At 56.4% G+C, this 8,930-nt stretch carries 10 protein-coding genes; 8 read left to right on the forward strand and 2 right to left on the reverse strand.

Annotated features, from left to right (window positions below; all coding sequences use genetic code 11):
* The first annotated feature begins 87 nt into the window (after window positions 1–87).
* A complete protein-coding gene (locus RBB44_RS16610) occupies window positions 88–849 on the forward strand; it encodes a S9 family peptidase (RefSeq protein WP_306148759.1) in 762 nt (253 codons plus the stop codon).
* A gap of 65 nt (window positions 850–914) precedes the next feature.
* On the opposite strand, the gene RBB44_RS16615 is transcribed toward RBB44_RS16610, so the two are convergent.
* Window positions 915–1,796, reverse strand: coding sequence for a LysR family transcriptional regulator (locus RBB44_RS16615; RefSeq protein WP_306148760.1), 882 nt, complete (start codon window positions 1,794–1,796; stop codon window positions 915–917).
* Window positions 1,797–1,915: 119 nt separating this feature from the next.
* Here RBB44_RS16615 and RBB44_RS16620 point away from each other — a divergent pair, with 119 nt between their 5' ends.
* From RBB44_RS16620 to RBB44_RS16650, 7 genes are all read left to right on the forward strand, one after another.
* Window positions 1,916–2,743 (forward strand): putative hydro-lyase, encoded by an 828-nt coding sequence (locus RBB44_RS16620; RefSeq protein WP_306148761.1) that lies wholly within the window; start codon window positions 1,916–1,918, stop codon window positions 2,741–2,743.
* Between the two features lie 28 nt (window positions 2,744–2,771).
* A complete protein-coding gene (locus RBB44_RS16625; RefSeq protein ID WP_209177847.1) occupies window positions 2,772–3,818 on the forward strand; it encodes a TRAP transporter substrate-binding protein in 1,047 nt (348 codons plus the stop codon).
* Window positions 3,819–3,828: 10 nt separating this feature from the next.
* Entirely contained in the window at window positions 3,829–4,362 is a 534-nt protein-coding gene (locus tag RBB44_RS16630; RefSeq protein ID WP_306148762.1) for a TRAP transporter small permease subunit, read from the forward strand.
* Window positions 4,359–5,639, forward strand: coding sequence for a TRAP transporter large permease (locus RBB44_RS16635; RefSeq protein ID WP_306148763.1), 1,281 nt, complete (start codon window positions 4,359–4,361; stop codon window positions 5,637–5,639). The genes RBB44_RS16630 and RBB44_RS16635 overlap by 4 nt, the downstream gene beginning before the upstream one ends.
* Before the next feature lie 8 nt (window positions 5,640–5,647).
* Window positions 5,648–6,301, forward strand: a complete 654-nt coding sequence (locus tag RBB44_RS16640) for a DUF2848 domain-containing protein (RefSeq protein WP_306148764.1) — start codon at window positions 5,648–5,650, stop codon at window positions 6,299–6,301.
* A gap of 85 nt (window positions 6,302–6,386) precedes the next feature.
* Window positions 6,387–7,313: a UDP-2,3-diacylglucosamine diphosphatase gene (locus RBB44_RS16645; RefSeq protein WP_306148765.1), complete on the forward strand. Its 927-nt coding sequence runs from the start codon at window positions 6,387–6,389 to the stop codon at window positions 7,311–7,313.
* Window positions 7,310–8,347 (forward strand): glycosyltransferase family 1 protein, encoded by a 1,038-nt coding sequence (locus RBB44_RS16650; protein WP_306148766.1) that lies wholly within the window; start codon window positions 7,310–7,312, stop codon window positions 8,345–8,347. The genes RBB44_RS16645 and RBB44_RS16650 overlap by 4 nt, the downstream gene beginning before the upstream one ends.
* A gap of 10 nt (window positions 8,348–8,357) precedes the next feature.
* On the opposite strand, the gene RBB44_RS16655 is transcribed toward RBB44_RS16650, so the two are convergent.
* Window positions 8,358–8,705 (reverse strand): hypothetical protein, encoded by a 348-nt coding sequence (locus tag RBB44_RS16655; RefSeq protein WP_306148767.1) that lies wholly within the window; start codon window positions 8,703–8,705, stop codon window positions 8,358–8,360.
* Window positions 8,706–8,930: the final 225 nt, after the last annotated feature.

Raw genomic sequence — 8,930 nt, forward strand, 5'->3', positions numbered from 1 at the left:
GAGCGTTATTATGATCTTAGCCGAGCGTGTTTGTTGACATGGTGCGCCACGCTTTTATCCTGATCCAAGCGGTGATTGGGGATCATCATGACGACCATAAATCATCATATCATCGACCGCGGCGATGGCGCCGCGGTGGAACTGTTTCAGGCGCATCCCATCGGAAGCGGAGAGCCGGCCGGTGCGATATTGTTCGTGCATGGCAACCAGGGTGGTCAATTGACCGGCGCCCGCGAACTCGTAGACCGGGGAACCTTAAGCACGTTTGCCGTTGCCATGAACTTCACCGCAGCAGCTGTGTCTCAACCCGGTTTTGGGGCCTCTGACGGGCCATGTGATTTTTGTGGTCCCAACACCCAAGACGCGATCATCGCGGCATTAAACGCGTTGAAAAATCAACCGTCTATCGACCCGGGGCGCATTGCTCTTTATGGCCACAGCCGGGGCGCTGTCGCAGCCGGTATGGTTGCCGCCCGGTATGACGGATTGCGAGCGGTGGTCCTCTCAAGTGGCGTGTATGATCTCAACGCATTTCATATGGACTGTGCGGATGGGCTGCGGATAGCAATTGAGACGGAGGCCGGGCAATCGGCTCAAGCGTTTCACGAACGCTCCGCCTTGTTTCATGCTGATAAAATCACCACTGAGATGCTGCTGTTGCATGGCCGCCATGATGACCGGGCGCCTGTTGAACAAGCCGAAGCATTCTCAGTTGCGCTTGAAAACTCAGGCGGGAAGGTGGTCTTGAAGGTTCTCGAGTGCGGGCACCAGCTGCCGGCAAAAACCCTTAAGGGCGTTGTCGAGCCGTTTCTCAAGGAGAGGCTGTCTGCCGAACAGGTGATACATTAGCTCAGGCGTCAAGCATGAGACGAGTGAACGGCTGAAGTGTCATTTCGGCCTGACCCCAAGTAGTATTACGCATCGTTGAATTGTTTTGCGTGCCTGATGCTGATCTCTTGCGCAATTTTCGCCGCCCTTGCAATCAACTCGTTGCGCGGTTCTCCGACATAGGTTGCCGTAAACACCAGTGGGCTTGGTTGCCAGCCGGGATCAAATGACGCAATCCGGCCTTCGGCTACCAAACGGCGGCCCAGCACACTGGGCAGGATGCCGACGCCGATCCCGGACGCAACCATTTCAAACCCGGTCGACAGGGAGTTTGTCGGGAAAACTTGCGTCGAAATCCCATAAAGATCGCGCAGCTTTTGAACGAGTTCGCGGTAGGGACGGGAGCTGCGGTTGTAGGTAATGACCGGTACCTGGGAGAGGTCAGGCTCCTCTAGATCCAATGGCCTATACCAGCCGAGATCAAAGGGCGGGAGCGGCAGGTTGTCGGTACTGTACTCGGATATTGGTCCCATCAGGATTGTCAGATCGAGGGCCCTGTCGAGCAGCATCTCCCGAAGGTTGAACGATGTATCGACCGTGACCTCGATGTTCAGCCGCTGAAACGTGGTGTGAAGCGCTGCAAGAAAATCCGGCAGCCAGGTCTGGGCGATGGTCTCTGCAACGCCCAGACGGAGCAGGGAGCTGATGCTGTCATCGGACATGACATCGCCTTTGATGCGCTCCGTGATTGCCATGATCTGCTCCGCATAATCCCGCAGAACCACGCCCTTTGCGGTCAATGAGACCCCTGTCGTTTCGCGGCTGAAGAGGCGCGTGCCAAGATAGTCCTCCAGGCTGGAAATACGGGCAGAAATGGCCGGCTGTGAGATGTTCATTTGTTCGGCGGCTTTGCGAACACCGCCCATGCGCGCAACCGCCAAAAAAGTTCTAAGCTGTTCAAGTGTCATGACATTGTCACCCAATTGCTAATGTGATCAGGTATTTGGATCACTTTTTGCAAAAAAACACGATTTGACTTGATAATGTATCCGCTGCAGCCTTTTGCCAACAAGGAATTGGGCAACCGATGCAGCAAGATCTCACAAAGTTTTCTGAATTGGCCGGTGCTGACATGGGGCAGGTTCGCGTCGCGATCCGCTCAGGCCGGTACTCGGGGCACACGGCCGGGCTGGCAAACGGAAAACTCCAGTGCAATCTCGCGATTCTCCCGGGTGAATATGCAGATCCATTTCATGAGTTCTGCCGGCTCAACCCAAAGGCCTGCCCGCTTGCCGGTGTCTCAAACCCAGGCGAACCCGTGATTGTTGAGCTCGGTGCAGAAGTTGATATCCGCACAGATGCCGCCCGCTACAACATCTACCGGCACGGCAAACTTGACGAGCAAGTGTCCGATCTGAACGCCTGCTGGCAGGACGACCTGGTGTCCTTTGCAATAGGATGTTCCTTCACCTTCGAGAACGCCCTGAGGCTTGCCGGTGTACCTATGCGCCATATCGATCTCGACCGGACCGTCCCGATGTACCGGACATCGATCGAGACACATCAAAGTGGCCCGTTTGGCGGCGGGATGGTGGTTTCCATGCGACCCATTGCGAAAAAGCGGATCGACGAAGTCTATGAAATCTGCCGCAAGTATCCATTGGCACATGGCGCGCCGGTGCATGTTGGCGATCCTGCCGAGATCGGCATTTTGACCATCGATGCCCCGGATTGGGGGAACCCGGTTCCCATTGAGGATGGGGAAGTGCCGGTGTTTTGGGCCTGTGGAGTAACGCCGCAAGTTGCCATCATGACAGCAAAACCGCCCCTTTCGATCACTCACGCTCCCGGAGCAATGCTGATTGCTGATGTCAGTGAGCAGACAGCCCCGCTTTACCCATACGACGACAACTAAAACCAACCGCACCAGAGGAACTAGAGATATGAAAAAACTCACGATCTTATCCGCCGTCTCCGCAATCGCGCTCTCAATGGGCACAACGGCGCACGCCGAAGAACTTGCTGTTGTTGGCAGCTGGAGCGGCCTGCCGCTTCACAAGCAGTTTGAAGCCCCTTTCTGGAACGACAAGTTGGGGGAAGTTTCCGGTGGCGAGCTGTCCGCTTCATTGACCACACATGACCAGATGGGCATTTCCGGCGGCGATGTCTATCGCATGATGTCGCAAGGCGTATTTGATGTCGGCATGACTGTTGCAGACTACGCGGTTTCCGACAGTGTTGCGCTCGAAGCGCTTGATGTTCCGATGATTGCAACCGACGCAGACACTGCAAAAAAGGCGGTCGATGCGGCCCGACCGATGGTCGATGATATCTACAAGGATGTCTTCAACGCCAAGGTCCTCGGTATTGCGCCGTACCCGCCCCAAGTTGTTTTCTGCAACGCCGAAATCAACTCCCTGGACGATCTTCAGGGCAAGAAAGTGCGCGCGTCCGGCCGGATGACCGCAAAGTTCCTGGAAGCTCTTGGCGCAGAGGGCGTTAATATTGGGTTTGGTGAGGTGCCGGGTGCCCTGCAGCGCGGCGTAGTGGATTGCGCCATCACCGGTGCCGGATCAGGTTACAATGCGGGTTGGTGGGAAGTCTCCACACATCTTCTGCCGATCCCGCTAGGGGGATGGGATCCGGTTGTGACCGCGATCAATCTCGACAAATGGAACACCCTGAGCGATGCACAGAAAGCAGCGCTTGAGAAAGGCGTGAAAGAGAACCTCGAAGCCCCGGCGTGGGAAGTTGCTCAAAATGCACTGAATAATGACATCGCCTGCCTTACCGGCAACGGTGAGTGTCCGTATGGCGATGCGCGCGGCCTTGTGCTGGTTGAAGCCACAGACGAAGATCAGGCCAAGGCGAAAGCGGTTCTGATTTCTGAAGTGCTGCCGGACTGGGCTGAACGGGCAGGCGGAGACTGGGCTCAGCGCTGGAGCGACAGCGTCGGCAAAGTCACCGGCGTTTCCCTCGAAGCGAAGTAAGGATCCTTCCATGACCTCCTTGGTTCACCTCCTGCGGCGATTAAACGACCGCGTTGCGATGGGCGTCGGCATTGTGCTGCTGGTCTGTGTGGCCTTCACGCTCGTCGAAATCATCACCCGGAAGCTGGGGGCGGGCCTTGGAGGCGTGGACGAGATCTCCGGATACGTTATGGCTGTCACGACCGCCTGGGGCATCAGTTACGCGTTGACGGAGCAGGCGCATGTGCGCATCGACCTGCTGCGTCAACGCCTTGTCCCGTTCGGACGTGCGGTTTTCGACGTCATCTCCATGGCATGTCTGGCCGGCACGGCGATTGTGGTTGCCTGGCGCGGGTGGGGTGTCTTGGAAAAGACGCTTTCCACCGGCGCGCGGGCAAACACCCCGCTGGAAACGCCGCTTTGGATCCCGCAAACGCTTTGGTGGCTTGGATGGGTCTGGTTTGCGATGTCCGCCACCATCCTCTTGGTCTCCGTCGCAGTGCGGTTCGCAACGTCAGATTATAAGTCCGTCGATCAAATCGCCGGTGCGCGGGGGGAAGCATGATTGCGTTTACGTCTTTCGGGCTGCTTGGCCTGCTGGCGCTGTCCATCCCGGTCGGCATCGTCCTCTTCCTACTGGCTTTCGGCATTGATACGTTTTTCAGCCCGTTTCCGCTGATGCGCGGCTTGGGGCAGGTGGTCTGGTCGTCTTCAAACAGCGCAACCCTGATCGCCATTCCACTCTTCGTACTTCTTGGTGAAATCCTGGTTCGCAGTGGCGTTGCGCGCCGGACTTATTCTGCACTGGAAAAATGGGTTGCCTGGATGCCGGGCGGTCTGATCCACGCCAACATAGCCACGTCGACCATGTTTTCAGCGACCTCCGGATCGTCCGTGGCGACTGCGGCAACGGTTGCAACCGTTGCGATGCCGCAAGCCAAGGAGCTTGGATACAATCAGAAGCTCTTTTCGGGCGCCATCGCGGCTGGCGGGACGCTTGGGATCATGATCCCACCGTCCATCAACCTGATCGTCTATGGCTTTCTGACGGAAAGCTCCATTCCGCAGTTGTTTCTGGCCGGGCTTATTCCGGGCCTCGCGCTGGCCGGCCTCTTTATGCTGATCACAGTGCTCCTGTGCATCTTCAAACCGTCCCTGGGCGGTCCCAAACGCCCCAGTTCCTTGGCTGACAAGCTCTCGGGGCTTGGCGATCTTCTCCCGATCCTCGGTTTGTTTGCCGCAATCATCGGCTCGATCTATGCCGGTTGGGCGACACCAACAGAAGCTGCGACCGTTGGGGTGGCGCTTGCACTCCTTATTGCCGCCCAGCAAAAGGCGCTCAATTGGGAGATGCTGTCCGAAGCGTTGCGCGGGGCCGTCAAGACGTCGGCGATGATCATGCTGGTCGTCATAGGTGCCTATGTCCTCAACTTCGCCCTGACTGCGGCCGGTGTCAGCCGGTCCTTGCAAAACCTTTTGGGTGGTTTGGGGCTCGGGCCACTGGAGACGCTTCTGGTGATCATCCTGATGTACATCATTCTGGGGTTCTTCATTGAAACCCTGTCCTTGATGGTCGCGACCATTCCGATTGTTGTGCCGATCATTGTCCAGCTTGGCTACGACAAGATCTGGTTCGGCATCCTGATGATCATTCTGGTGGAGATGGCGCTCATCACGCCACCGGTCGGGCTCAACCTCTATGTGGTGCAGGCTGCGCGAAAAACCGGCAGGTTCTCAGACGTGATGCTCGGCTGCATTCCCTATGCGCTTGCGATGCTTGCCATGGTCGGGCTGTTAATCTTGATGCCGCAAATCGCCTTGTTCCTTCCGTCTACACTTTGAGGAAATTTATGAAGTTCACGACAAGCGAAGGCGTGCTGGAAAGCACGCCCCAGCGGCTTATTGTTGCCGGATGGACCGGCCGGAACAAAGCGGCTGTTGATCACCATATTGCTGAACTTGAAGCGATCGGTGTTCCGGCGCCATCAACCGTACCGCTCTATTATCAATGCGCGCCGGAGCTTCTCACACAAGCTTCCCAAATTCAGGTTGTCGGCAAGAACACGTCCGGTGAAGCTGAGCCTTTTCTCATTGAAATGAACGGCAGCACCTGGTTGGGCCTCGCCTCCGATCATACGGACCGGGCCCTTGAAACCTACTCTGTGGCGCATTCAAAACAGATCGCTGCCAAACCGGTCGCCGGTGAACTCTGGCCATTCGACAGCGTGCAGGACCATCTGGACGAGATTGTTCTTCAATCCTGGATCCTGGAAGAGGGGGCGTGGACCCTCTATCAGGACGGCACGCTGGCTGCGATCCAGCCGCTTAAGGATCTCATGGACGGTGCAAACTTCCAGAACGGAACGGCCATGCTTTGCGGAACAATACCGGCAATTGGCGGTGTTCGCCCGGCAGCCGATTTCAAGATGCGCATGTATGATCCCAAAACCTCCCGGGAGATCACTTGGGCTTACAGCACACTCGCACTGGATGCAGTCGCCTGAGCACGATTTCCTTGAGGCTGTGACAAGGTCCCCGACGCTCTGCCTGCTGTGTTGCTGTAAATCTATGCGGTAAAACGTTGCTGCAATGCATCCAAGGCTTGCGCAGGTTCGTATTCCGGAAAATACTTTGCCGTCGCGTTTTCCGGGAGACAGGCTCATTCGCAAGCATATCGCAAACACCGAAAACCGGATAAGGCACTTAAGAACCTTGTTCTTGTCTGACATTCACCTCGGGACCCGCGGGTGCCAGGCGGATGTTCTGCTGGATTTTTTGGCGCTGCACCACGCCGATACGATCTACCTGGTCGGCGACATCATTGATGGCTGGCGGTTGAAGCGCAAAAGATATTGGCCGGAAAGCCACCAAGCCGTGATCGATGAACTGCTGGCGCGGGGCAGGGCTGGCATCAAAATCATTTATTTGCCTGGAAACCACGACGAATTCTTGAAAGACACCCAGCCGCTACGGTTTGGTTGCGTGGAGTTTACGGAAACCGCAGAGTTCGAAACCGCGGCTGGCCGCAAGTATCTCGTGCTCCACGGGGATCAGTACGATCTCATTGTGCAAAAGGCCAAGTGGCTTGCCTTCCTTGGGGACCAGTTTTATGCATTTGCCCTATGGACGAACACATGGGTAAACAATATCCGCCGGAAATTGGGCTTGAACTACTGGTCGCTCGGGGCTTTTGCCAAGCAACATGTCAAACAGTTCGTCAACGTCATCAGCGCGTTTGAGGGTGAAGTGACCAAGGCTATCAAGGATCGTGGTTTGAACGGCGTTATCTGCGGTCATATTCACCATGCGACCGATCAGGAAATGAATGGTACGCGTTATCTGAATACCGGTGACTGGGTGGAAAGCTGCACGGCCATCGTTGAAACCCATGACGGTGTTCTGGAGATCGTTCGCTGGCGGGACAGCGGCGCGCATCCTGACGCTGGAAATTCAGACGGCAAAAGGGCCTTGAAACCGGCCGGAAAACTTGAAAGAGAGCGGACCGTCGCTGCATGAAATCACTGCTTTTTGTGTCGGATGCCTGGCATCCGCAGGTCAATGGCGTCGTCCGCACCTTGGAATATACGGCTCGAGAGTTGGAAAAACGCGGCATTCGCGTTGAGTACCTCACCCCGAACGGCTTCACCACAATACCGTGTCCAACCTATCCGGAAATCCGGCTTGCGCTGACCACAAGGGGCAGGGTTGGTCAGCACATCAAGGACTTCGATTGCGACCACATTCACATTGCAACTGAAGGCCCGTTGGGCTTGCTTGCAGCTAAGGTCGCGCGTAAGGAAAAGCGCTCTTTTACAACAAGTTATCACACCCGGTTTCCAGAGTATGTTGCAGCCCGCGTGCCTTTGCCGAAAGCGCCGTTCTATGCCTGGTTCCGGCGGTTTCACAATTCCGCATCCGGGTGCATGGTCGCGACGGACGAGTTGGAAACCAGCCTTCGGGACCGTAAGTTTCAAAACCTGATGCGGTGGTCCCGCGGTGTCGATACAGACATCTTCAAACCCTATGAGGGCAGTGTCCTGCCGTCCGATCTCCCGAGGCCAATTTTCATGAATGTCGGCCGGGTTTCGGTCGAAAAAAACATTTCCGCATTTCTGGATCTGGATTTGCCCGGTTCCAAGGTCGTTGTTGGGGACGGACCGCAGCTGGAAACCCTTAAGCGGGACTATCCAGATGTCCATTTCACCGGATCCAAGACCGGAGAAGAATTGGCGCGGCATTATGCCAGCGCAGACGCGTTCGTGTTCCCGTCCCGGACTGACACCTTCGGCCTTGTGCTTTTGGAAGCCCTTGCATGCGGAGTTCCGGTTGCCGCGTACCCCGTAATGGGGCCGGTGGATGTCATCGGCGACAGCGGAGCAGGGATCCTGTCCGATGATTTGCGGGAAGCGGCTTTGGCCGCGCTCGACATTCCAAGGAATGTGTGCCGCGCTACGGCCCTCAGCCAAAGCTGGGCGGTCTGTACAGACCAGTTTTTAAGAAATACGGCTGCAGCGGACGCCGCGCATCGTCAAAACGGATCGGCAGTTTGATACGTCCCAACTAGTCGACTACCCGGAAACGGACACCCTCGGAACTGATATACCGATTGTCACCAAGCCGCTTGAAGCTGACACAGCTGGTGCCTTTTGCCGGGCCTCTTGGAAATGTCGAGCAGATCTGGTTTCCGCGCGCCCGCCAAGTTCCATCGACCGATCCGAGCAGCGCCTTGGCAGATACGACTCCGCCGGGCATATACCGCATCGTGACCCGCATGCCGAACCGGTGCGTGATAATCGTCTTGTTCAACATCTCGTTCTGGATTTCGCGCGCTGTGAGCGTGTTTGCATCGGCCGTTTGAGGCAGCGAACCCAACAGCAGCAGGGCGACCAAAAGCGATCTTATCATCATGCCCAATCCATCCAATGTCGTGGTGTGATTGAAAGATATGGTCTGGTTACGCAAGAAGACGGTGTGCGGACCATTCAACATAATTGGCAAGAGCGTATGTGGACGGATCTGCATCCATTAGCACATCAGTTCAGCAACATCGTAGTAATGTTGTCACTGTCGAGATTGGTCACGATTTGCGCCCGGCAGAACGGTCACAGCAAGGCGGTGAAACGGGCATAGCAG

The sequence above is a fragment of the Roseibium sp. MMSF_3247 genome (genome assembly GCF_030733765.1).
GTDB lineage: Bacteria > Pseudomonadota > Alphaproteobacteria > Rhizobiales > Stappiaceae > Roseibium.